A 21,644-nucleotide genomic window follows, 5' to 3' on the forward strand; every position below is an offset into this window, starting at 1 on the left:
CCCGTCACGGGCCGACGTGCACGTACGCCGCCCAGGCCGCCACGGCCCTCGGCCTGAGCGCCCGCACCGCGCGCAGCGCCCGGTGCAGGGCGACCGCCGGGCCGGGGGCCTCCGGCCGGGACAGCTCCCCGTACACGGCCTCCGCGACGACCGGCGCGAGGCCGTCGTCGATGGACCACAACGTGCCGACGACGTCCCGGAAGCCCGCCAGCTGGAGCGCGGCGGCGAAGCTGATCGCCTCGTCCGCGAGGACGAACCCGCCCCGCGAGGTCTCGCAGGCGGAGAGGTACGCGAACCGCGCGCGCGGCAGCCGGAGGTTCACGATGTCCCGGAGCGTCAGCGGACCGTCGTGCAGGACGAGCGCGCCCCGCGAGGGCATGGCGAGGTCCTGCGTGCCGTGGCAGGCGAAGTGCGCCCAGGCGCAGCGGGCCAGCTCCGCCAGCACCGCCGGCGCGGTCGCGGCCGGTCCGGTGAGGAGCCGGGCCTCCGGGTGCCGCCGGCACAGCGCGGCGGCCTCCGCCTCGGCGGCCGGCAGGTCCCGGAAGTCCGGGGTGACGGGGAGGGAGACGACGAGGCCCGGGCCCTCCGGGCCGGCGGGCAGCCGGAGCCGGGTCCGGGCGTGGAGCAGCGCCCGCAGCGTCGGGGTGTAGGAGGAGACGACCCGGTCGGCGACGCCCTCCCCGCCTCCGGCGGACGGCCGCCCGGCGGCGTGCAGGGGGAACTGGGTGAAGATCCCGGTGGGGCACCACCACAGGCGGGGCCCGTCCCCGTCCGGGCCGATCGGCGCGGTGTGGCCCAGCGCCGCGAGCACGGGCGCCGCCACCACGTCCCACAGCCAGCCGAGGGTGTCCTTGACCGTCTTCCGCGCCCGGATCGGCGAGTACCCCGGATCCAGGGCCAGCGCGAGGCTCACGGCCCGCCGCGACAGGTCCTCCGCGTCCGTCTCCAGCGCGAGCGCCCGCGCCCCGTCCGTGGTGAGGAGGAGGACGGAGCAGCCGTACGTGCTCACCACCGGCAGCACCACGGGGCCCTCGGCCGCGGCGGCGCGCAGGGTCTCGAACGAGGGCGGGCGCAGGAAGCCCCCGAAGCCGTCCAGGGCCCGGATCTCCTGGAGCAGCCGCTCCCGCCGGCCGGCCAGGGCGACGCGCCGCTCATGGGCCCGGAGATGGTCCGGCCGCTCCCAGCCCGCCGTCCCGGCCGGGCTGTCGGGCAGGCGCTCCAGCTCGTCGAGGACCTCGTCGAGGCGGTCCACGAGCTTGGGCGCGCGGGCGCGGAGCCGGCCGTGGTCGGTGCGGGTCTCCAGGGCCTGGGCGAGCAGGATGCCGCGCCCTTGTTCGAGCAGTTCCACCGCACGCTCCGGGTCCCCGGCCCGTATGGCGCAGGTCGCGGCGTTGGCGGCGAGGCTGGGGAAGGTCGCGATCAGGCGTTCCCGGTCGGCGCGCTCCAGGCCGCGCCAGGCGGTGAGTTCGAGCTGCTCCAGTGCGAGCGCGAAGCAGTCGACGGCTTTGGCGAAGCGCCCGGCCTCGGCGAGGACGTCCCCCGCCAGGGCGGCGGCCCGCGCCCGCTCCTTGGCCGGCGCGGTGGGGACGGCGGCGGCGCGGCGCAGGGCCTTGACGGCCCCCTTGCGGTCGGCGGCGGCCCCGCCGGTCCGGTGGCGGTCCCGCAGCATGAGCCCCAGCTCGGTGAGGAGGCCGGTGCGGTCCGGGTGGTTCTCCGGCAGCAGGGCGTCGGCCTCGTGGAGCGCGGCGAGGGCCGTGTCGAGCAGCTTGCGGGAGCCGGGGAAGTGGTCGACGACGGCCTTCAGCGAGTGGGCGAAGCCGCGCAGCATCATCGGCCGGCGGTAGTGGCCGACCGCGCTGGACTCGACCGCGCCGACGCCCGCCTCCGCAGCGGCGGCCAGGTCGCCGGGGTCCTCCGTCAGCTCGTACCGGGCCTCGTACGCCTGGGTCAGGGTGTGCAGGCAGCCCGGCCGGTCGGGGTGGCCCTCCGGCAGCAGGGAGAGCGCGTCGTCGAGCATGCCGATCGCCAGTTCGTACCGGTCGGCGCGGGCCGCGACCTCCCCGGGGTGGCCCAGGATCAGGCCGGCCAGGTTCACCAGCCGGCTCGGCAGGTCGGGATGGTCCCGAGGGGTGCTCGCGGCGGCCTCGAACTGCACCCGGAGCGCCTCATTGGCCGAGTCGAGGCGGCCGACGGCCTGGTACTGCGCGGTCAGGGCGGTGGTGAGGTTGGTCAGGACGGCGGCGCGCAGCGGGTCGTCCTCCGCGCCCGCGGCCACCCCCTCCCGCAGCGCCCGGATCGCCTCGCCGAGGATGTCGAGGTCCCCCGTGCGCTGGAACTCCCGGATCAGGATGTGCCCGAGACCCGAGCAGTACTTCAGACGGCACGGGCCGTCGTCCGGGACCATCTCCTCCGCCGCGCGGGTCATGAGGAAGGCGCGTTCCAGGTCGTCCTCCTCGGCCGTGAACTCGTAACGCCGGGTGAGGACGTTCCCGAGCGTGATGAGGGCCTCCGCCTTGACCACGTCGTCCCGGGGGCTCGCGCGGGCCGCGAGCAGGCACAGCTCGGCGGCGTCGTCGAGGAGCTCCGTGTCCCCCGTCGCCTCCGCCCTCTTGAGCAGGTTGACGCCGCTCTGCGTGAACGCCGACAGCGGCTGCTCGGACACCAGGCCGAGCACGGGGTCGTCGCTCTCCACGTAGACCCGCGTCACGACCTCGGGGACGAGGTGCGGGGCCAGCATGTACACCGTCTTGTAGAGGAACGTGGCGCGCCCGGCGTCCTCCCGCCGGATCTCGTCCCGGATGTACTCGCAGCGGTGCCAGTGGAAACTCGCCAGCAGATAGGCGGCGTTGAACATCCGGGCGCCGTCGGCGACGCCGGACTCCGGGGCGTACCAGTCGATCCGGTGGTACAGGGCGTCGGCTTCGCGCTGGGACTCGGGCTCCCACAGGACGTCGGGATCGCCCTCGGCGTAGAAGACCGCCAGCCGGTGCTCCAGTGCCAGGGCCAGTTCTCTGATGCTCACGACGCCTCCGCCCACCCGGGGACCGCACGGAATGCCTGACGCTTCCGGATAGCCGATGAGACTATGCGCTGGACGTCGGGCCAGGGGGAGGAACGGATGACTCGATCCAGCGAGGGCGCACACGAACTCGCCTTTCTATGCAAGCAGTTCGCGGATGTACGCGCGGATGCGCGGGAGGAGGGCTGCTCGGCGGAGCTGGACGCGATCCTGGCCGGGCTGCGGGACGGGAGCCGGTCGGCGGCGGCCGCGGTGGCGGCGGTCAACGCCCTCATGGACCTGGCGACGCGCCCGCGCGGCTACTCCGCCTTCGCCGGCCAGGAGCCCGCGCCGCCGCCCGCCGGGAGCTACCTCTGCCCGGTCGGGCTCTGTTCGCGCTCGGAGGTCCGCCGCGCGGGCGCCCCGCTGCCCGAGTGCGCGGCGTTCGACGAGCCGCTCACCTTCGGATGAACACCCTGCTGTCGGCCCTCGGCAAGGGCCTGGCCGAGCGCTGGCTGCAGCTGCTGGCCCTGCCGGGCGCGCTGTTCACCGCGGTCGCCGCCGCGGCGTCCGTCCTCGGGCACCGGCACGCCCTCGACTGGCGGCTGCTGACCGGGGCCGCCGAGAGGCTGGCGGCCGGCTACGAGCGGCGCCCGGTGTCCGCCCTGCTCCTGGCGGTGGCCCTGCTGCTGGCCGGGGCGGCGGTCGGGCTGCTGGCGCGGGGGCTCGGCGCCCTGGTGGAGCGGGTCTGGCTGCTGTCGGGCCCGCGATGGCTGGTCGGCTGGCTCGTCGGGCGGCGCCGCGACCGCTGGACCGCCGAGAACCGCGCCGCCACGCTCGGCACGGCGGCCGAGCGCGCCGCCCACGCCGGGGCCCGCAACGCCGTCGCGCTCACCGAACCGGCCCGGCCCACCTGGATCGGGGACCGGCTGCGCGGCGTGGGCGTCCGGGTGCGGGGGCAGTACGGGCTGGACTTCGCCTTCGCCTGGCCCCGGCTGTGGCTCCTGCTGCCGGAACCCTGCCGGGCCGACCTGATCGCGGCGCGCGAGGCGCTGACCGGCGCGGCGGTCCGGGGAGGCTGGGGCCTGCTCTATCTGTGCCTGGGCGTCCGCTGGTGGCCGGCGGCCCTGGCGGGCGTCGCCCTGCTGGTGTACGCCCGGCGGCTGGGGCGGGACGCCGCGGGCACCCTGGCCGACCTCGCGGAGTCGGCGGTGGACCTGCACGCCGCGGAGCTGGCCAGGGCCCTGGGCGAGGAACCGCCGGCCGGGCGGGTCCCGCCGCGGCTGGGCCGGCGGCTGAGCGAGCGCTTCCGCAAGGGGGCGTGAACCCCGGCCGCCGTACACCCGTGGAAGACGGGTGTACGGCGGCCGGGTACGAAGTGCGCCCCCCGAGGGGGGACTGCGTCAGATCAGGTTGACCGAGCGGGCCGAGGCCGCGCCGATCTCCTCCGCGATCTCGGCGATCACGTTCGCCGGGACGGTGTCGTCGACGGTGAGCACGACGAGTGCCTCGCCGCCCTCCTCGGTGCGGGAGACCTGCATGCCCGCGATGTTCAGGCCCGCCTCGCCGAGGATCCGGCCGACCGTGCCGACGACGCCGGGGCGGTCCTCGTAGCGGAGCACGACCATGTGGTCGGCGAGCGCCAGGTCCACGTCGTAGTCGCCGACGGCGACGATCTTCTGGAGGTGCTTGGGGCCCGCGAGGGTGCCGGAGACCGAGACCTCCTGGCCGTCGGAGAGCGTGCCGCGGACGGTGACCACGTTGCGGTGGTCGGGCGACTCGGAGCTGGTCGTGAGGCGCACCTCGACGCCGCGCTCCTGCGCGAACAGCGGGGCGTTGACGTACGACACGGTCTCGTCGACCACGTCCTCGAACACGCCCTTGAGCGCGGAGAGTTCGAGCACCTTCACGTCGTGCTGGGTGATCTCGCCGTACACCTCGACGTCGAGGCGGACCGCGACCTCGCCGGCCAGCGCGGTGAAGATCCGGCCCAGCTTCTCGGCCAGCGGCAGACCCGGCTTGACGTCCTCGGCGATGACGCCGCCCTGCACGTTGACCGCGTCGGGGACCAGCTCGCCGGCGAGCGCGAGGCGCACCGAACGGGCCACCGCGATGCCGGCCTTCTCCTGCGCCTCGTCGGTGGAGGCGCCCAGGTGCGGGGTGCAGACGACCTCGTCGAGCTCGAAGAGCGGCGAGTCGACGCAGGGCTCCTTCGCGTACACGTCGAGGCCCGCGCCGGCGACCCGGCCCTCCTTCAGCGCCGAGTACAGCGCGGCCTCGTCCACGATCCCGCCGCGCGCGGCGTTCACGATCCGGACCGTGGGCTTGACCTTGTGCAGCGCCTCGTCGCCGATGAGACCGAGGGTCTCGGGCGTCTTGGGGAGGTGGACGGTGATGAAGTCGGCGACCTCCAGGAGCTCGTCCAGGGCCAGCAGCTTCACCCCCATCTGGGCGGCGCGGGCGGGCTGCACGTAGGGGTCGTACGCGACGATCTTCATGCCGAACGCGGACATCCGCTGGGCGACCAGGACGCCGATGCGGCCGAGGCCGACGACGCCGAGGGTCTTCTCGCTGAGCTCGACACCCGTGTACTTCGAGCGCTTCCACTCGCCGTTCTTCAGCGCGGTGTTGGCCTGCGGGATGTTGCGCGCGGTGGCGACCAGGAGGCCGCAGGCGAGCTCGGCGGCCGTCACGATGTTGGAGGTCGGGGCGTTCACGACCATCACGCCGGCCTTGGTGGCGGCGGAGACGTCCACGTTGTCGAGACCGACACCGGCGCGGGCGACGACCCGGAGCTTCTTCGCGGCGGCGATGGCCTCCGCGTCGACCTTGGTCGCGGAACGGACGAGGATGGCGTCGACGTCGGCGATCGCGGGGAGCAGCTCGGCGCGGTCCGCGCCGTTGCAGTGCCGGATCTCGAAGTCCGGGCCCAGGGCGTCGACGGTGGCGGGCGACAGCTCTTCAGCGATGAGTACGACAGGTTTCGAGCTCACGTGAGTCCTCACAGATCCAGTGCGGACGGCCGTCCCGACGGCCGCAGGCGTGGAGGGGGCTTGCCGCGTGAAAGCGCACGACGCTGTGGGCCTGACGCGTATGTTGTTGAGCAGTGTAGTGGTGCGTCGGCGCACGTCGTACGCCTCGTTGGAAGGATCACCCGTCCGTGGTTGGACGGGGTGTCCAACGATGTGGCACGGGGCCGGACACCCTGTCCGGCCCCGCACCGAGGGGCTTACGCCTCCTCGTCGTTCACCCAGCTCATGAGCTTCCGCAGCTCCTTGCCGGTGGTCTCCAGGAGGTGCTGCTCGTCCTGGGTCTTGTACTCGTTGTACTTCTTCAGACCGCCGTGGTACTCGTCCATCCAGTTCTTGGCGAAGGTGCCGTCCTGGATGTCGGTGAGGACCTTCTTCATCTCGGCCTTGGTGGCGTCGGTGATGATCCGCGGGCCGGTGATGTAGTCGCCCCACTCGGCGGTCTCGGAGACGGACCAGCGCATCTTCTCCAGGCCGCCCTCGTACATGAGGTCGACGATGAGCTTCAGCTCGTGCAGGCACTCGAAGTAGGCGATCTCCGGCTGGTAGCCGGCCTCGACCAGGGTCTCGAAGCCCGCCTTGACGAGCGCGGAGGCGCCACCGCAGAGGACGGCCTGCTCGCCGAAGAGGTCGGTCTCGGTCTCCTCGGTGAAGGTCGTCTTGATGACGCCGGCGCGGGTGCCGCCGATGGCCTTGGCGTAGGAGAGCGCCAGCGCGAAGGCGTTGCCCGTCGCGTCCTGCTCGACCGCGGCGATCGCGGGGACGCCGCGGCCCTCCTCGTACTGACGGCGGACCAGGTGGCCCGGGCCCTTCGGGGCGACCAGGGCGACGTCCACGTTGGCCGGGGGCTTGATGAAGCCGAAGCGGACGTTGAAGCCGTGAGCGAAGAACAGCGCGTCGCCGTCCTTCAGGTTGCCCTTGATGGACTCCTCGTAGACCTGGGCCTGGATCGGGTCCGGGATCAGGATCATGATGACGTCGGCCTCGGCCGCGGCCTCGGCCGGGGTGACCACGCGCAGGCCCTGCTCCTCGGCCTTGGCCTTGGACTTGGAGCCCTCGTGCAGACCGACACGGACGTCGACACCCGAGTCACGGAGCGACAGCGCGTGGGCGTGGCCCTGGCTGCCGTACCCGATCACGGCGACCTTGCGGCCCTGGATGATGGACAGGTCGGCGTCGGCGTCGTAGAACAGCTCGGCCACTGGGTATCTCCTTGAGGTGCTGGTGTTGCGTCCCACCGTACGGCGGGGTGCGGGAGGAAGGTTTTCGGGTCTCGTCAGGCGGACCGCCGGATGGACCGGCGGTCAGTGCCCGTTGACGGTCGGGAGTGTCACGCGCTGCGGTCGAGGGCCCGCAGGGACCGGTCCGTGATGGACCGGGCGCCACGCCCTATGGCGATGGTGCCGGACTGCACGAGCTCCTTGATGCCGAACTGCTCCAGCATCTTGAGCATCGCTTCGAGCTTGTCACCCGATCCGGTGGCCTCGATGGTGACCGCCTCGGGCGAGACGTCCACGGTCTTCGCGCGGAAGAGCTGGACGATCTCGACGATCTGGGAGCGGGTCTCGTTGTCGGCGCGGACCTTCACCAGGACGAGCTCGCGCTGGATCGCGGCGCTGGGCTCGAGTTCGACGATCTTCAGGACGTTGACCAGCTTGTTGAGCTGCTTGGTCACCTGCTCAAGGGGCAGGTCCTCGACATTGACCACGATGGTGATGCGGGAGATGTCGGGGTGTTCGGTGACACCGACGGCGAGCGAGTCGATGTTGAAGCCGCGGCGGGAGAACAGCGCGGCGATCCGGGCGAGGATGCCGGGGGTGTTCTCGACCAGGACCGAGAGCGTGTGCTTGGTGGACATGGTGTGGGTCACTTCCCTTGACTCTTCGGCTTCGCTCGTCAGTCGTCTTCGCCGTCGCCGAAGTCGGGGCGGACGCCCCGCGCGGCCATGACCTCGTCGTTGGAGGTGCCGGCGGCGACCATCGGCCAGACCTGGGCGTCCTCGTGGACGATGAAGTCGATCACGACCGGGCGGTCGTTGATCGCGTTGGCCTCGGCGATGACCTTGTCGAGGTCCTCCGGGGACTCACAGCGCAGCGCGACACAGCCCATGGCCTCGGACAGCTTCACGAAGTCCGGGATGCGGGTGCCCCGGGCCTGCGGGTTGACGTCGTCCGGGCCGGAGTGCAGGACGGTGTTGGAGTAGCGCTGGTTGTAGAACAGCGTCTGCCACTGGCGGACCATGCCGAGGGCGCCGTTGTTGATGATGGCGACCTTGATCGGGATGTTGTTCAGGGCGCAGGTGGTCAGCTCCTGGTTGGTCATCTGGAAGCAGCCGTCGCCGTCGATCGCCCAGACCGGGCGGTCCGGCTGGCCGGCCTTGGCGCCCATCGCGGCCGGGACCGCGTAGCCCATCGTCCCGGCGCCGCCGGAGTTCAGCCAGGTGGCCGGGCGCTCGTAGTCGATGAAGTGGGCGGCCCACATCTGGTGCTGGCCGACGCCGGCCGCGTAGATGGTGTCGGGCGGGGTGAGCTGGCCGATGCGCTGGATGACCTGCTGCGGCGAGAGGCTGCCGTCCTCCGGCAGGTCGTAGCCGAGCGGGTAGGTCTCGCGCCAGCGGTTGAGGTCGCTCCACCAGGCGGCGTAGTCGCCCTGGTGGCCGTCGCTGTGCTCGGCCTGGACGGCCTGGACCAGGTCGGCGATGACCTCGCGGGCGTCACCGACGATCGGCACGTCGGCGGTGCGGTTCTTGCCGATCTCGGCCGGGTCGATGTCCGCGTGGACGATCTTGGCGTACGGGGCGAAGCTGTCCAGCTTGCCGGTGACGCGGTCGTCGAAGCGGGCGCCGAGGGCGACGATCAGGTCGGCCTTCTGGAGCGCGGTGACGGCGGTGACCGAACCGTGCATGCCCGGCATCCCGACGTGCAGCGGGTGGCTGTCGGGGAACGCGCCCAGCGCCATCAGGGTGGTGGTGACCGGGGCGCCGGTCAGCTCGGCGAGGACCTTCAGCTCGGCGGTGGCGCCGGCCTTCAGGACGCCGCCGCCGACGTACAGGACCGGGCGCTTGGCGCCGGTGATCAGCTTGGCGGCCTCGCGGATCTGCTTGGCGTGCGGCTTGGTCACCGGGCGGTAGCCGGGCAGGTCGGTCTGCGGCGGCCAGCTGAAGGTGGTCTTCGCCTGGAGGGCGTCCTTGGCGATGTCGACCAGGACCGGGCCCGGACGGCCGGTGGAGGCGATGTGGAACGCCTCGGCGATCGTCCGCGGGATGTCCTCGGCCTTGGTGACCAGGAAGTTGTGCTTGGTGATCGGCATGGTGATGCCGCAGATGTCCGCCTCCTGGAAGGCGTCCGTGCCGATCGCCTTGGAGGCGACCTGGCCGGTGATCGCGACCATCGGGACGGAGTCCATGTGGGCGTCGGCGATCGGGGTGACCAGGTTGGTCGCGCCGGGGCCGCTGGTGACCATGCAGACGCCGACCTTGCCGGTCGCCTGGGCGTAGCCGGTGGCCGCGTGGCCCGCGCCCTGCTCGTGGCGGACCAGGATGTGGCGGACCTTCTTCGAGTCCATCAGCGGGTCGTACGCCGGGAGGATGCAGCCACCGGGGAGACCGAAGATGGTGTCCGCGCCCACCTCTTCGAGAGAGCGGATGAGGGACTGCGCACCCGTCACGTGCTCGACGGTGGGGGCGGGCTGCGCGCCGTTACGGGGCCGCGGCTGCGGATGGTGCCCGGTGGCCTGCTCGGTCATCAGCATTCTCTTCTCGAAGCAGAGGGTTTTTGCGAGGTTTTGATACGTCTTCGGGGTGATCCGGTGCAACAAAAAACCCCTCGTGCCGGGGAGGCAAGCGAGGGGAGCGCGTCGGAGCGTTACAGGCGGGCCTTCACTGGCCCTGCCTCAGCCGACGCGCTTTCCAAGTACGAGAATTCGGGTGCGCATGGCACTGACCCTCCACCCGACGCGCGGTTACTGTCAAGTGGGTGGGACGGGCGTCTCAGCATTTGAGCGCAACGAGGGACCGTTTCCGGCGGTCACCGGGACCGCTCCGGGCAGCGGATACTCGTCCCTGACCAGCGCGCGGCGGAGCCGGTACTCGTCCAGCGGACCGGCGAAGGCCATGCCCTGGCCGTGGGTGCAGCCCATGGAGCGCAGGGCCAGCACCTGCTCCGGCACGTCCACTCCGTCGGCCACCGACTGCATCCCGAGGTCGCCCGCGATCCGGAGCAGCCCGCTGGTGATCTTGCGCAGCCTGGCCGATTCCACGACACCCTCGACGAGGCCCCGGTCCAGTTTCAGTATGTCGACCGGGAGCCGGCGCAGGGCGTTGATGGCGGCGTGTCCGCTGCCGAAGCCGTCCAGGGCGATCCGCACCCCGAGGCGGCGCAGGGCGGCCAGGCGCTGCTCCAGCTCGTCGAAACCGACCCGGGGGTCCCGGGGGTCGCTCTCGGCCAGCTCGATGACGAGGGAGCCGGAGGGCAGCCCGTGCCGGGTCAGCAGGGCCTCGATCGAGCCGAGCGGGAGCGAGCGGTCGAGCAGCCGGCGGGCGGAGAGCCGGATGGTGACGGGGGTGCGGTGGCCGATTCCGGCCCGCTCGGCGGCCTGCTCGACGGCCTCTTCGAGGAGCCAGCGGCCGAGCTCGGCGGTGCGCTCGCCGTCGTCGGAGACCCGGAGGAACTCGGCGGGGGTGAAGAGGATGCCCTGGGCGGAGCGCCAGCGGGCCTGGGCGGCGACGGCGGTGATCCGGCCGGTGCTCAGGTCCACGACGGGCTGGTGCAGCAGGGCGAACTCGCCGTCGTGCAGGGCGGTGCGCAGCCGGGCGGCGAGCTCGGTGCGGCGGACGATCTCGGCCTGCATCTGGGGGGCGTAGAGCTCGACGCGGTCCTTTCCGGCGGCCTTGGCCCGGTACATGGCGAGGTCGGCGTTGCGCAGCAGGTCGCCGGCGCCGATGCCGGGCTCGGCGAAGGCGACGCCGATGGAGGCGGCGACCCGGACCTCGTTGGCCGCGTCCACGCGGTATGGCTGGGAGAGCGTGACCCGCAGCCGGTCGGCGATCTCGAACACCTGGCACTCGCGGGCGGCCCGGTCCCGGTTGCCGTCGCCGAGGATGAGAGCGGCGAACTCGTCGCCGCCGAGCCGCGCGGCGGTGTCCCCGGCCCGGACGGAGTCCTGGAGCCGGCGGGCGGCCTGCACGAGCAGCTCGTCGCCCGCCTGGTGGCCGAGGCGGTCGTTGACGCCCTTGAAGCCGTCGAGGTCGATGAAGAGCACGGCGGTGCCGGGGTCGGAGGAGCGCCGGCCGCTGAGGGCGCCGCGGACCCGCTCGGTGAAGAGCGCCCGGTTGGGCAGGTCGGTGAGCGGGTCGTGCTCGGCGTTGTGCCGGAGCTGGGCCTGGAGGCGGACGCGCTCGGTGACGTCCCGGCTGTTGAAGATCAGGCCGCCCTGGTGCCGGTTGACGGTGGACTCGACGTTGAGCCACTCGCCCCGGCCGGACCGGAAGCGGCACTCGATCCGGGTGGTGGGCTCCTCGCAGGGGGGCGCGGCCAGGAAGCGGCGCACCTCGTGGACGACGGCGCCGAGGTCCTCGGGGTGGATGATCGAGGCCAGCTCGGAGCCGATCAGCTCCTCGGCCTCGCGCCCGTAGACCCCGGCGGCGGCGGGGCTCACGTAGCGGAGTATCCCGGTGGGCGCGGCGATCATGATGACGTCGCTGGAGCCCTGCACGAGGGACCTGAAGTGGTTCTCCTTCTGGGCCAGTTCGTGGGTGAGGGCGATGTTGTCGAGCAGCATGATGCCCTGGCGCAGCACCAGGGCGAGCACGACCGTGCAGCCGGTGAGGACGACCACGCGGTCCACCCGGCGTCCCTCGACGACGTTGTACAGGATGCTCAGCGTGCAGACGGCCGCCGCGAGGTACGGCGTGAGGGCGGCGAGCGAGCCGGCGAGGGGGCGGCTGTGCGGGTGCCGGGCGCGGGTGGCGGCCTGGTCCGCGGCGCGCCGGGCGCCCCAGGGGGCGTAGGCGAGGAGCAGGGAGCCGCCGAACCAGCCGGCGTCGAGGAGCTGGCCGGAGCTGTAGTGCTCGCGCAGCAGCGGCGAGGTGAAGAGGGCGTCGCACAGGACGGTGAGGGCGAGGGCGGCGATGGCCGTGTTGACCGCGGAGCGGTTGAGGGCGGAGCGGCGGAAGTGGAGGGCGAGGACCATGCTGACGAGGACGATGTCCAGCAGCGGATAGGCCAGGGAGAGCGCGGAGCGGGCGACGCTCTCGCCCTCGGCGACCTCGACCCGCGCGGTGTGCGCGAGGGCGAGGCTCCAGGAGAGGGTGAGCAGGGAGCCCCCGATGAGCCAGGCGTCGAGTGCGAGGCAGACCCAGCCGGCCCGGGTCACGGGTTTCTTGGCGAGGACCAGCAGGCCGACGATGGCGGGCGGGGCGAAGAGTAAGAAGCAGAGGTCGGCCAGCGAGGGGCTGGGCACCTCGATGGCGAGCACGACCTCGTACCAGCCCCAGACGGCGTTGCCCGCGGAGGCCATGAAGGAGGAGAAGGCGAAGAGCAGCCAGGCCGGGCGGAAGCTGCCGCGGTGGCGGCGGGCGTAGAGGAAGCAGGAGACGGCGGCGGCGAGCGCCGCGGCGCTCAGCCCGAAGTCGCCCATGACCAGGGCGAGCTCCTCGGAGCCCCAGCCGAGGGCGGCGCCGGTGGCGTATCCCCCGCAGACCAGGCCGAGGCCGATCTGGGTGAGGACTCCCCCGGCGCCGGGTCCCTGGCGGCCGGAGCCGGGGCCGGGCGCGCCGAGGCCGGGGCGGGCCGCCGCGCGGTCACCGGAGGGCCGCTGCCGGACGAGCGCTCCGGGGGCGCTCACCGGGGCCTCCGGGTCCTCGCCGGGGTGCCCGTGGGCGTCTGGCCCGCAGGGGGCCTCGGCCTCGTCGGGGCGGGGCACGGCGTGGCCGCAGAAGGCTCCGGCGTCCGCCGCGCCGGGGGCGGTGTCCCAGCCGCCCGGCGCGCCGCCGGGCGGGGCGGGCGGGGCACCGCCGGCCCGGGGCACGGGGACGCCGGGGGCGCCTCGGCCGCCCGGTGCGCCGGGGTCCGGCGCGGCGGGGGTGGTGTCGGTGTCCGGGCCGGTGTCCGGGCCCGGACCGGCCGCGGCGGACCGGCCGCGGCTCGGCGGGGCCGGCTGCTCCGGCAGGGCGGCTGCGGGGCGCGGGCGGGGCGCCGAAGGCCCCGCCGCGTCGGATTCTCGCTCGCTCGGCCGTGCTCCACCCGTCACCCCCCTCGGATTCTGATGACCCGTCACTTCGCTCCCCAGCGTCTGCCCGTTCTCGGCGCAGTCCCCCGCTCCGGGACGATACACCAGGATCGTCACTCAGGGACAGGGTCGCAGTACTCTCCGTGACGGTCTGGGGGGCGCGTGCCGAGCGCGTGCCGGGAGCGCGCGTCTCAGGTGGTCAGGACCAGGTTCTTGGGCTCCTCACCGGCCGCGAACCGCCCGAGCTGCGCGGCCAGCAGGCGCTTGGCGCGCGGCATGAACGCCGAGGTGGAGCCGCCGACATGGGGGCTGATGAGCACGCCGGGCGCGTGCCACAGGGGGTGTCCGGCGGGCAGCGGCTCCGGGTCGGTGACGTCGAGCGCGGCGGTGATCCGGCCGCTCTCCGTCTCCTTCAGGAGCGCGGCGGTGTCCACCACGGGGCCGCGGGCCACGTTGACCAGCAGCGCTCCGTCCTTCATCCGGGCCAGGAAGCCCGCGTCGGCGAGGTGGCGGGTCTCCGGGGTGAGCGGCGTGGACAGCACGACGACGTCGGCTTCGGGCAGGAGCGCGGGCAGTTCGGCCAGCGGGTGTACGGGACCGCGCTCGGTTGCACGCGCCGAGCGCGCGACGCGCACGATCCGGGCGCACTCGAAGGGGGCGAGGCGGTCCTCGATGGCGGCGCCGATCGATCCGTAGCCGACGATCAGGACGGTCTTGTCGGCGAGCGCCGGGTAGAAGCCCGCGCGCCAGCGCTCCGCGTCCTGGCCTCGGACGAAGCCGGGGATGCCGCGCAGCGAGGCGAGTATCAGGGCGAGGGTGAGTTCGGCGGTGCTGGCCTCGTGGACGCCCTTGGCGTTGCACAGGCGGACGCCGGGGCGCAGCCGGTCGATGCCGGGGGTCACGTGGTCGATGCCGGCGGAGAGCGTCTGCACGACCCGGACGGAGCTCATCCCGGCGAGCGGGCGGACCGCGATCTCCTCGCCCTTCATGTACGGCACGACGTAGAACGCGCAGCGCGCGGGATCGGCGGGGAACTCCGGTCCGCCGTCCCAGAAAAGGTAGTTCAGGCCCGACGCGCCCGGCTCGGGAAGTCCCTCGATCTCGTCGGCGGGGATCGGAAGCCACACGTCAGCGGCGGTGTCATCGAACGTCATGACCGGGAGGCTATGCGAAGAACCGCGCGCGCGATTGGTTACTTTGGGGGGCGGCACAGGGAGGGGTAGCGGCACGTGGAGCGCAGGACGATCGGGGCGGCGGCGCTCGGTGTGGGTGCGGTGGGCCTCGGATGTATGCCGATGAGCTGGGCGTACAGCGGTTCGGAGCGGCGCGGTGACCGCTCGCTGCGGACCGTGCACGCGGCGCTGGACGCCGGGACGAGCCTGCTCGACACCGCCGACATGTACGGGCCCTTCACCAATGAGCTGCTGCTGGGGCGGGTGTTGAGGGAGCGGCGGGCGGACGTCTTCGTGTCGACGAAGTGCGGGCTGCTCGTCGGCGGCGACCAGCATGTGGTGGCCAACGGGCGCCCCGGCTACGTGCGCAGGGCCTGCGACGCCTCGCTGCGGCGGCTCCAGACCGATGTGATCGATCTCTACCAGCTCCATCGCGCGGACCCCGAGGTGCCCGTCGAGGAGACCTGGGGCGCCATGGCCGAGCTGGTGCGCGCGGGCAAGGTGCGGGCGCTCGGGCTGTGCGCGGTGGGCGCGCGGGCGCGGCGGCGGGGCCGGCCGGGCTGCGGCTACGAGGGAACGATCCGGCAGCTCGAACGGGTCCAGCAGGTCTTCCCCGTCGCGGCGGTCGAGGCGGAGCTGTCGGTCTGGGCGCCGGAGGCGCTGGAGCGGCTGCTGCCGTGGTGCGCGGACCGGGGCGTGGGCTTCCTCGCCGCGATGCCGCTGGGCAGCGGCTATCTGACCGGGACGCTCACCCCGGGCGGCGGCTTCGAGGCGGACGACCCGCGGGCCCGGCACCCGCGCTTCACGGCCGAGATGATGGCGGCCAACCAGCCGCTGATCGCGGGGCTGCGGCGGGTGGCCGCCCGGCACGGCGCGGAGGTGACCCCGGCGCAGGTGGCGCTGGCGTGGGTGCTGGCGCGCGGACCGCACGTGATCCCGGTCCCGGGCGCGAAGCGGGAGCGCTGGGCGGTGGAGAACGCCCGCGCGGCGGAGCTGACGCTGACCGGGGCGGACCTGGCGGAGATCGCCGCGCTGCCGCCCGCGCGGGAGTCCTGGGACTGACGGGGGCCCGCGCGGGGCCGGGTATCGAGCGGGGGGCCTGGGACTGACCGGGTCGCGTGCGGGGCCGGGTGCCGGGCGGGAGCCCCGGGACCGACCGGCCCCCGCGCGAGGCTCGGTATCAAGCCGAAGCCCCGGGACCCACCGGCCCCGCACCAGCCCCCGTGTCGGTGGTCCCGTGTATCAAGGAGGGAGACCTCCGTCGGAAGGGACCGGGAGCATGGGCCGAAGCCGAGAGCGAGCCGTCCTGGCGGGTGGCGCCGTCGTCCTGCTGCTGGCCGCCGGGTGCGCCGCGCCGTCGGGCGGGGGCGCGGGCGCCTCCTCGGCCCCGCCCTCCTCCTCGGCCCCGGCCGCCTCCTCGGCGCCGTCGGTGGCCCCGGGCGGGGCCCGGGTCGCCGGGGTGCTCACGCGGGGGCTGAAGTCGCCGTGGGGGCTCGCCGAGCTGCCTGGTGGGGACCTGCTGGTGTCCTCGCGGGACGAGCGGACGCTGACCCGGGTCGACGCGCGGACCGGGCGGCAGACCCCGCTCGGCGTGGTCCCGGGGGTGGTGCCGGGCGGCGAGGGCGGGCTGCTGGGGGTGGCCGTGCGGGACGGCTGGGTGTACGCGTACCTGACCTCGGCGACGGACAACCGGATCGTGCGGATGCGGTACGGCGGCGGGGCGGGCGACCGGCCCGGCGCGCCCGAGCCGGTGCTCACCGGCATCCCCAAGGGGTTCACCCACGACGGCGGGCGGATCGCCTTCGGGCCGGACGGGATGCTCTACGCGGGGACCGGTGAGACCGGGCGGACCGGGCTGGCGCAGGACAAGGGCTCGCTCGGCGGGAAGATCCTGCGGATGACCCCGGAGGGCCGCCCGGCCCCGGGCAACCCCTTCCCGGGCTCCGTGGTCTACTCGTACGGGCACCGGAACGTGCAGGGACTGGCCTGGGACCCCGCCGGGCGCCTGTGGGCGTCGGAATTCGGCCAGAACACCTGGGACGAGCTCAACCTGATCCGGCCGGGGCGCAACTACGGCTGGCCGGTCGTGGAGGGCCGCGCGGGGCGGGCCGGGTACACCGACCCGGTCGCCCAGTGGCCCACGGACCAGGCGTCGCCGAGCGGCATCGCGTACGCCAGGGGGGCGGTCTGGATGGCCGCGCTGCGGGGCGCGAGACTGTGGCGCGTACCGCTCTCCGGAGCGGAACGTTCCGGCGAGCCCCAGGCGTTCCTGACGGGTGAGTACGGGCGGCTGCGCACGGTCCTGGCGACCGGGGACGGCTCCCGGCTCTGGCTCGTGACGAGTGAGACCGACACCCGGGGCACCCCCGGGCCCGGTGACGACGAGATCCTCCGGCTGGAGGTCGGGTAGGAGGGCGAGGCGGATGTTCAACCTGATGGAAGAGCTGTTCGCGCCGGGCCGCAAGCACACCGACGACGAGCGGCAGCGGCTCGCCCTGACCCGTGAGGACATGGGCGACGCGGATCCGCACAAGGGGCCGATAGACCTCACCTCGGGCAAGGTCGTCATGCGGATACCCACCCCCGGGACCGCGCCTAGCCCCGACCCCGGCCCCGCCGACTAGGGCGCCGGTTCCAACAGGCGGAGGCGGTGGGCCAGGGCGGCGGCCTCGCCCCGCCCGGCCACGCCCAGCTTCGCGAGGATGTTGGAGACGTGCACGCTCGCCGTCTTCGGCGAGATGAAGAGCTCCTCCGCGATCTGCCGGTTGGTCCGCCCCTCGGCGAGCCGCCGCAGCACGTCCTGCTCGCGCGGGGTCAGCCCGAAGGTCCCGGCGGCCGGGTCCTCCGGCTCCGGGGCCGCGCCCTCGGGGGCGCGCAGCGGGAGGCGGGCGCGCGCGGCGAGCAGTTCCACGTCCTCGCGCAGCGGGTGCGCTCCGAGGCGTACGGCGGTGGCGTGGGCCTCGCGCAGCAGGGCGGCGGCCTCGTCGCGCCGCCCGCCCCCGGCGAGCAGCGCGTCGGCCAGCCGGTGCCGGGCGCGGGCCAGCTCGTGCGGGTGCTCCAGCGGCTCGAAGGCGGCGACGACCTCGGCCCAGCGCTCGGCGGTGTCCCGGGCCTCCGCGCGGGCCAGCTCGGCGGAGACCTGGAGGCCGTACGCCTGCCAGAGGGGCGCCGGGGCGGCCAGGGAGCGCACGGCCCGGCGTACGGCGTCCAGGGCGGCGGCGCGGCCCTCGGCGGCGGCCGGCAGGCCGTGGGCGTCGGCCTCGGCGGTGACGGCGGCGAGGACGAGCGGCCAGCCGTAGCGGTGGGTGCCGGCCGGGAAGCCTGAGACGGCGAGCGCGGCGAGCTCCGCGCGGACGTCGGCGAGGCGGCCCTCGGCGGCGGCGACGGCGACGGTCAGGTGCGCCATGGGCAGCGTGTACTGCGGGATCGGGTCGCGGCTGCCGTAGCGGGCGGCGGCCTCGGCGAGCCGGGCGGCGGCCACGGCGGGCTCGCCGCGCCCGACGGCGAGGCGGGCGAGCTGGAGCAGCGCGGTGCCGCCCGGCTTGGATCCGGCGGCGCCGGTGCGCAGCAGCAGCTCGCTCTCCTCCTGGACGCGGTCCCACTCGCCGAGCGAGAACAGCGACTCCGCGAGGTTGGCGCGGATCCAGCCGGTGCTGTCGACCAGGCCGTGGGAGCGGGCCATGGCGATGCCGCCGGTGGCGACCTCGGCGGCCTCGCGGGAGCGGCCGAGGCCCTCCAGGGCGGAGGAGATGTTGACGGCGGCGCGGGACGCCTCGTGGAAGTGGCCGAGGGCGAGGGTGCGTTCGCCGACCTCGCGCATCTCGACGAGGCCCGGTTCGGTGGCCCCGGCGGAGACCATGATGGTGCCGAGGGTGAGCCGGGCGGCGAGTTCGGTGCCCTCGGCCTTGACCAGGCGGGCGTACTCCACGGCCCGTTCGGCGGCGGCCAGCGCCTCGGCGCCGGGCTTGCGGAGCATCCCCCAGCCCGCGGCGAAGGCGAGCACCACGGCGTGGACGGCGGACGGCGGCAGGCCCCGGACGAGCTCCTGGGCGCGGGCGATCTCGTCCCAGCCGTCGCCGCGGGCCATGTTGGACTGGAGGCGGGCCCGCTCGACCCAGAACCAGGCGGAGCGCAGCGGGTCGTCGTCCCCGGCGCCGTCGAGCAGCCGGTGGGCCATCTTGGCGATCTTCAGGGCGCGTTCGCGTTCGCCGCAGAGCCGGGCGGCGACGGTGGCCTCGGCCAGCAGGTCGAGGTAGCTCAGCGGGGTGTCGGGGTCGCAGCCGCAGGAGGGGTACGCCTCGGCGTAGTCCATGGGGCGCAGGGCGCGGCGGACCTCGGCGGGGGCGTCGTCCCAGAGTTCCATGGCGCGTTCGAGGAGCCGGAGCTGTTCGGCGTAGGCGTAGCGCTTGCGGGTCTCGACGGAGGCGCGCAGCACGGCGGGCAGGGCGCGGGCGGCGTCGTGGGCCTGGTACCAGTACGTGGCGAGCCGGTTGGCGCGGGCGTCGGCGCGGACGAGGCCGGGCGCGGCCTCCAGGGCCTCGGCGTAGCGGCGGTTGAGCCGGGAGCGCTCGCCGGGCAGCAGGTCGTCGCTGACGGCCTCGCGGACCAGCGAGTGCCGGAAGCGGTAGCCGTCGCCGTCGGGCGCGGCGAGCAGGATGTTGGCGCCGACGGCGGCGCGCAGGGCCTCGATGAGCTCGTCCTCGGCGAGCCGGGCGACGGCGGCGAGCAGGTCGAACTCGACGGTGGAGCCGCCTTCGGCGACGACGCGGACGACGCGCTGGGCGTCGTCGGGGAGGGCCTCGACGCGGACCAGGAGGAGGTCGCGGAGGGACTCGCTGAGGGAGCCGAGGGAGGCGCCGCACTCGTGGGAGGCGATGAGCTCCTCGACGAAGAAGGCGTTGCCGTCGGAGCGTACGAAGACCTCGTCGAGGAGGGCGGGGGCGGGCTCGGCGGCGAGGATGCCGGTGAGCTGGCGGTGCACCTCGGCGCGGGTGAAGCGGGCGAGCTCGATGCGCCGGACGGAGCGCAGCCGGTCCAGTTCGGCGAGGAGGGGGCGCAGCGGGTGGCGGCGGTGGATGTCGTCGGCGCGGTAGGTGGCGACGACCACGATCCGGCCGCGGCGCAGGGTGCGGAAGAGGTAGGCGAGCAGGTGCCGGGTGGAGGCGTCGGCCCAGTGCAGGTCCTCCAGGACGAGGACGACGGTGCGGTCGGCGGCGATGCGCTCCAGGAGCCGTACGGTCAGCTCGAAGAGGCGGGCGGTGGAGTCCTCGGCGGCGGGCTCGTGGTGGGTGAGGTCGCCGAACTCGGGGAGCAGCCGGGCCAGTTCGCCCTGGTGTCCGTCGGCGGCGGCGGCCAGTTCCTCGGGGAGGCGGCGGTGCAGGGCGCGCAGGGCGGACGAGAAGGGCGCGAAGGGGAGTCCGTCGGCGCCGATCTCGACGCAGCCGCCGAGGGCGACGACCGCGCCCTGGGTGTGGGCGAGGGCGGTGAACTCCTCGATGAGGCGGGTCTTTCCGACACCCGCCTCACCGCCGACGAGCAGGGCCTGGGGCTCTCCCGCGGTCGCGCGGGAGAGCGCCTCGGTGAGGGCGGTCAGTTCGCCGGCGCGGCCGACGAACACGGGGCTCACTGACTTGGTCTCCACGGCGCCGAGCATCGCACAGGCGTCCGCGTTCGCACCCATACGGGGGTCACGCGGCCCGAGCGAAGCGGTGCTGGGCGGTGGGGCTCACCTGCCCCTCCGGATCCTGGCGGCGCATCCAGCGGCGGCCCTTGCCGGCGCGGGCGGCCTCGTGGGCCAGGCGCTCGGCGGCGGCCTCACGGAGGAGCTCGGCGTGGCGGAGGGTGTGGAGTTCGTACGTGAACATGGCGTGCTCCCTGGGCTCTTGCCGTACCGGTCCCGGTGGCGGCTTCGGTTTCCGTATCGCTCCTTGCGATGCCTCTACTTTCGTCCGCCAGGGGGTGCGGCCACATCGGGCGAGTGCCGCATGTTCGGTGGCCGGGGGGCCTTAGGCGGCGGCGAGGGGGCCTTAGGGAGGTCGTAGGGATGCCGTAGGGGGGCCGTAGGGGGGTGCGGGGAGGCCGTAGGCGCCCGTCGGGATGCCCGAAGAGGGGCTTTTGCCGAGAAGATCATCCCTAGGTTAGGTTTACCTAACTAGCGGCGAGCGAATTGCCCCGTTCACACCTTTGTGCACCCCTGACGACAGGAGCCCTCCCCGTGCGTCCCCGTCCCCGCCTCCGTCTCCGCAACCCCCTCGTCGCCACCGGCGTCACCCTCGCCACCGGCCTCTCGCTCGCCTCCTGCGGCGGGCCGTCCGGCGGCGAAGGCCCGTCCGCCGGGCGGACGGTCACCGTCCCCACCAACAAGGGGGACGCCGAGGTCCCGGTGAAGCCGATACGCGTGGCGGTGCTCGACAACACGGCGTTCGCGACGGTCAGGGCCTTCGGCGTCGAGCCGGTCGCCGTCCCGAAGGGGCTGCTGCCGCGCGACGGCTACCAGGACTGGCACAAGAGCCCCGACGTCAAGGACGTGGGCGACCACCGGGAGCCGAGGCTGGAGGCGCTCAACGCCGCCCGGCCCGACCTGATCATCGGCGGCTACCGCTTCTCCGGCCACCACGCGAAGCTCTCGAAGATCGCCACGACGATCGACATCGCCCCCTCCGACACGAACTACGTCGACGCCCTGCGGAAGCAGACCGCGACCCTGGGCAGGATCTTCGGCCAGGAGAAGAAGGCCGAGGAGCTCGTCGCCGGGCTCGACGCGGCCGAGGGCGCCGCCGCGAAGGCCGTCCGGGGGGAGAGCGTCTTCCTCGGCGTCACCAGCGCCGGACGGATCGACAACGGCGCGAGCCGCATCGGCCGCCTCGTCGAGCGGCTCGACCTGCGGAACGTCCTGCCGGCCGACGGCCAGGACAGCACGTCGGTGCACAACAACTCCGGGCTCGCGCCCGAGACGATCGCCCAGCTCGACCCCGAGTGGATGATCCTCCTCGACCGGGACTCGGCGGTCGCGGAGGGCGGCGACAAGGGCACCCCGGCGCGCCGGCTGGTCGAGGGGCAGGAAGCCTGGGCCGACACCACGTTCCGGAAGAAGAACCAGGTCGTGTACCTGCCGTCCGACTTCTACCTCACCGAGGGGATCGAGTCGTACACCCGGGCCTTCGAGCAACTGACGGCCGCCTTCACCGCCTCCCGCCAGTCCCACTAGCCCCCGCCAGT

15 protein-coding genes are annotated in these 21,644 nt (G+C 73.9%); 6 read left to right on the forward strand and 9 right to left on the reverse strand.

Annotation, left to right across the window (positions count from 1 at the left end; all coding sequences use genetic code 11):
• Positions 1-4: 4 nt before the first annotated feature.
• A complete protein-coding gene (locus AB0C99_RS06750) occupies positions 5-3,022 on the reverse strand; it encodes a CHAT domain-containing protein (RefSeq protein WP_362470338.1) in 3,018 nt (1,005 codons plus the stop codon).
• Between the two features lie 96 nt (positions 3,023-3,118).
• Here AB0C99_RS06750 and AB0C99_RS06755 point away from each other — a divergent pair, with 96 nt between their 5' ends.
• Both AB0C99_RS06755 and AB0C99_RS06760 read left to right on the forward strand, forming a co-directional pair.
• Positions 3,119-3,469, forward strand: a complete 351-nt coding sequence (locus AB0C99_RS06755) for a hypothetical protein (protein WP_362470341.1) — start codon at positions 3,119-3,121, stop codon at positions 3,467-3,469.
• On the forward strand, positions 3,466-4,323 hold the full coding sequence (locus AB0C99_RS06760; RefSeq protein ID WP_362470344.1) for a hypothetical protein: 858 nt from the start codon (positions 3,466-3,468) through the stop codon (positions 4,321-4,323). Before AB0C99_RS06755 ends, AB0C99_RS06760 begins: the two co-directional genes overlap by 4 nt.
• A 78-nt stretch (positions 4,324-4,401) precedes the next feature.
• Here AB0C99_RS06760 and serA read toward each other — a convergent pair whose 3' ends face one another.
• From serA to AB0C99_RS06790, 6 genes are all read right to left on the reverse strand, one after another.
• Entirely contained in the window at positions 4,402-5,991 is a 1,590-nt protein-coding gene (gene serA / locus AB0C99_RS06765; protein WP_362470347.1) for a phosphoglycerate dehydrogenase, read from the reverse strand.
• Positions 5,992-6,227: 236 nt separating this feature from the next.
• The gene (ilvC, locus tag AB0C99_RS06770; protein WP_362470349.1) at positions 6,228-7,229 is read right to left on the reverse strand and encodes a ketol-acid reductoisomerase; all 1,002 of its coding nucleotides are present in this window, start codon (positions 7,227-7,229) and stop codon (positions 6,228-6,230) included.
• 128 nt (positions 7,230-7,357) lie between these two features.
• The gene (gene ilvN, locus AB0C99_RS06775; RefSeq protein ID WP_362470351.1) at positions 7,358-7,885 is read right to left on the reverse strand and encodes an acetolactate synthase small subunit; all 528 of its coding nucleotides are present in this window, start codon (positions 7,883-7,885) and stop codon (positions 7,358-7,360) included.
• A gap of 38 nt (positions 7,886-7,923) precedes the next feature.
• Positions 7,924-9,777 carry an acetolactate synthase large subunit gene (locus AB0C99_RS06780; protein WP_362470353.1) on the reverse strand — a complete coding sequence of 618 codons (1,854 nt, stop codon included), beginning with the start codon at positions 9,775-9,777 and terminating at the stop codon, positions 7,924-7,926.
• Between the two features lie 216 nt (positions 9,778-9,993).
• Positions 9,994-12,741 carry an EAL domain-containing protein gene (locus AB0C99_RS06785; protein ID WP_362470771.1) on the reverse strand — a complete coding sequence of 916 codons (2,748 nt, stop codon included), beginning with the start codon at positions 12,739-12,741 and terminating at the stop codon, positions 9,994-9,996.
• A 704-nt stretch (positions 12,742-13,445) separates the two neighbouring features.
• The gene (locus tag AB0C99_RS06790; protein WP_362470356.1) at positions 13,446-14,408 is read right to left on the reverse strand and encodes a 2-hydroxyacid dehydrogenase; all 963 of its coding nucleotides are present in this window, start codon (positions 14,406-14,408) and stop codon (positions 13,446-13,448) included.
• 75 nt (positions 14,409-14,483) lie between these two features.
• On the opposite strand from AB0C99_RS06790, the gene AB0C99_RS06795 reads away from it, so the two are divergent.
• From AB0C99_RS06795 to AB0C99_RS06805, 3 genes are all read left to right on the forward strand, one after another.
• The gene (locus tag AB0C99_RS06795; RefSeq protein WP_362470359.1) at positions 14,484-15,488 is read left to right on the forward strand and encodes an aldo/keto reductase; all 1,005 of its coding nucleotides are present in this window, start codon (positions 14,484-14,486) and stop codon (positions 15,486-15,488) included.
• Between the two features lie 217 nt (positions 15,489-15,705).
• Positions 15,706-16,836, forward strand: coding sequence for a PQQ-dependent sugar dehydrogenase (locus tag AB0C99_RS06800; protein ID WP_362470362.1), 1,131 nt, complete (start codon positions 15,706-15,708; stop codon positions 16,834-16,836).
• A 13-nt stretch (positions 16,837-16,849) separates the two neighbouring features.
• Positions 16,850-17,050, forward strand: a complete 201-nt coding sequence (locus AB0C99_RS06805) for a DUF6191 domain-containing protein (RefSeq protein ID WP_362470365.1) — start codon at positions 16,850-16,852, stop codon at positions 17,048-17,050.
• Here AB0C99_RS06805 and AB0C99_RS06810 read toward each other — a convergent pair.
• Together AB0C99_RS06810 and AB0C99_RS06815 are read right to left on the reverse strand one after the other, a co-directional pair.
• Positions 17,047-20,106, reverse strand: coding sequence for a BREX system ATP-binding domain-containing protein (locus AB0C99_RS06810; RefSeq protein WP_362470368.1), 3,060 nt, complete (start codon positions 20,104-20,106; stop codon positions 17,047-17,049). The two genes, AB0C99_RS06805 and AB0C99_RS06810, sit on opposite strands and share 4 nt — an antisense overlap.
• Positions 20,107-20,113: 7 nt before the next feature.
• The gene (locus AB0C99_RS06815; RefSeq protein ID WP_362470371.1) at positions 20,114-20,290 is read right to left on the reverse strand and encodes a hypothetical protein; all 177 of its coding nucleotides are present in this window, start codon (positions 20,288-20,290) and stop codon (positions 20,114-20,116) included.
• A gap of 350 nt (positions 20,291-20,640) precedes the next feature.
• Between AB0C99_RS06815 and AB0C99_RS06820 the strand changes: the two genes are divergently transcribed.
• Positions 20,641-21,633 (forward strand): ABC transporter substrate-binding protein, encoded by a 993-nt coding sequence (locus AB0C99_RS06820; RefSeq protein ID WP_362470373.1) that lies wholly within the window; start codon positions 20,641-20,643, stop codon positions 21,631-21,633.
• Positions 21,634-21,644: the final 11 nt, after the last annotated feature.

It is taken from the genome of Streptomyces sp. NPDC048659, assembly GCF_040650575.1.
GTDB lineage: Bacteria > Actinomycetota > Actinomycetes > Streptomycetales > Streptomycetaceae > Streptomyces.

Coding starts and splice junctions, on each gene's coding strand:
- AB0C99_RS06755 (WP_362470341.1), top strand. CDS start 3,119: ATGACTCGATCCAGCGAGGGCGCACACGAACTCGCCTTTCTATGCAAG.
- AB0C99_RS06760 (WP_362470344.1), top strand. CDS start 3,466: ATGAACACCCTGCTGTCGGCCCTCGGCAAGGGCCTGGCCGAGCGCTGG.
- ilvN (WP_362470351.1), bottom strand. CDS start 7,885: ATGTCCACCAAGCACACGCTCTCGGTCCTGGTCGAGAACACCCCCGGC.
- AB0C99_RS06780 (WP_362470353.1), bottom strand. CDS start 9,777: ATGCTGATGACCGAGCAGGCCACCGGGCACCATCCGCAGCCGCGGCCC.
- AB0C99_RS06790 (WP_362470356.1), bottom strand. CDS start 14,408: ATGACGTTCGATGACACCGCCGCTGACGTGTGGCTTCCGATCCCCGCC.
- AB0C99_RS06800 (WP_362470362.1), top strand. CDS start 15,706: ATGGGCCGAAGCCGAGAGCGAGCCGTCCTGGCGGGTGGCGCCGTCGTC.
- AB0C99_RS06805 (WP_362470365.1), top strand. CDS start 16,850: ATGTTCAACCTGATGGAAGAGCTGTTCGCGCCGGGCCGCAAGCACACC.
- AB0C99_RS06810 (WP_362470368.1), bottom strand. CDS start 20,106: ATGGGTGCGAACGCGGACGCCTGTGCGATGCTCGGCGCCGTGGAGACC.
- AB0C99_RS06815 (WP_362470371.1), bottom strand. CDS start 20,290: ATGTTCACGTACGAACTCCACACCCTCCGCCACGCCGAGCTCCTCCGT.